The sequence below is a fragment of the Vibrio sp. 704 genome (genome assembly GCF_033339295.1).
In genome coordinates this window covers 1-816 of sequence record NZ_JAWOUH010000282.1, presented here as the reverse complement: position 1 = coordinate 816, position 816 = coordinate 1, and the positions used below count along the sequence as shown (strand labels likewise).

General features: G+C 49.6%; 1 pseudogene. It reads left to right on the top strand.

Going from position 1 to position 816, the window contains the following annotated elements:
- A pseudogene (locus R7R24_RS25940) lies at positions 1-816 on the top strand (molecular chaperone DnaK); the annotation flags it as partial.

Here is an 816-nt window from a genome sequence, read left to right as displayed (position 1 = left end):
TTGTCGAGTTTGGTCTTCCATACGTTGCTGACCCAGCCGTCAGTAAGCACGTTGCCGAGTTCTTAACTCAGCATCAGCAAGTGTCTCGTGCCGCTCTTGGCATTGAAGACGACAAACAAAACGCGATCCCAGTTGGCTTATTGCTGAACGGTGGCGTGTTCAACAGTGATCTGGTGACTGAACGTGTCACTACCCTACTTTCTGACTGGCGCGGCGCACCAGTTACGGTATTAGATAACCCACATCCAGATTGGTCGGTCGCACTAGGTGCGGTTGCGTTTGGTAAAGCGCGTCGTGGCGCACAACTGAAAATTGGTGGTGGTGCTGCACGCTCTTACTTCTTGCATCTACAAGAAAAAAACAAAATGGGTAAAGCCCTCTGTTTACTTGCAAAAGGCACAGAAGAAGGTCACGAGATCCGCTTAAGTGGTCGTCGTTTCTCGCTTACCCTAGGTGAGCCAGTCCGCTTTAACCTGCTGACTTCTACACACGATACCTTAACCAACAACACGGCGATTCAAAACGGTGTGATGGTTGACGTTGACCCAGACTTGTTTGCTCCGCTACCGCCTTACATCACCACACTTGAAGGTGAAGGCGCAGAGCTACAAGCCAACCAGAAAGAGCGCGTAGAAGTGCAACTGGCGTGTCAGTTAACCGAAGTCGGCACTCTTAAGATGGAGTGTGTCAGTGTCGAAGACGACAACAAACGTTGGGAACTGGAATTTGAAGTTCGCAATAAACAAACCGATGAGGGTGAGGAAATTCAGCTTCATCCAAGATTGAACGAATGCAAGGAACTGATAGCTCGCCTGT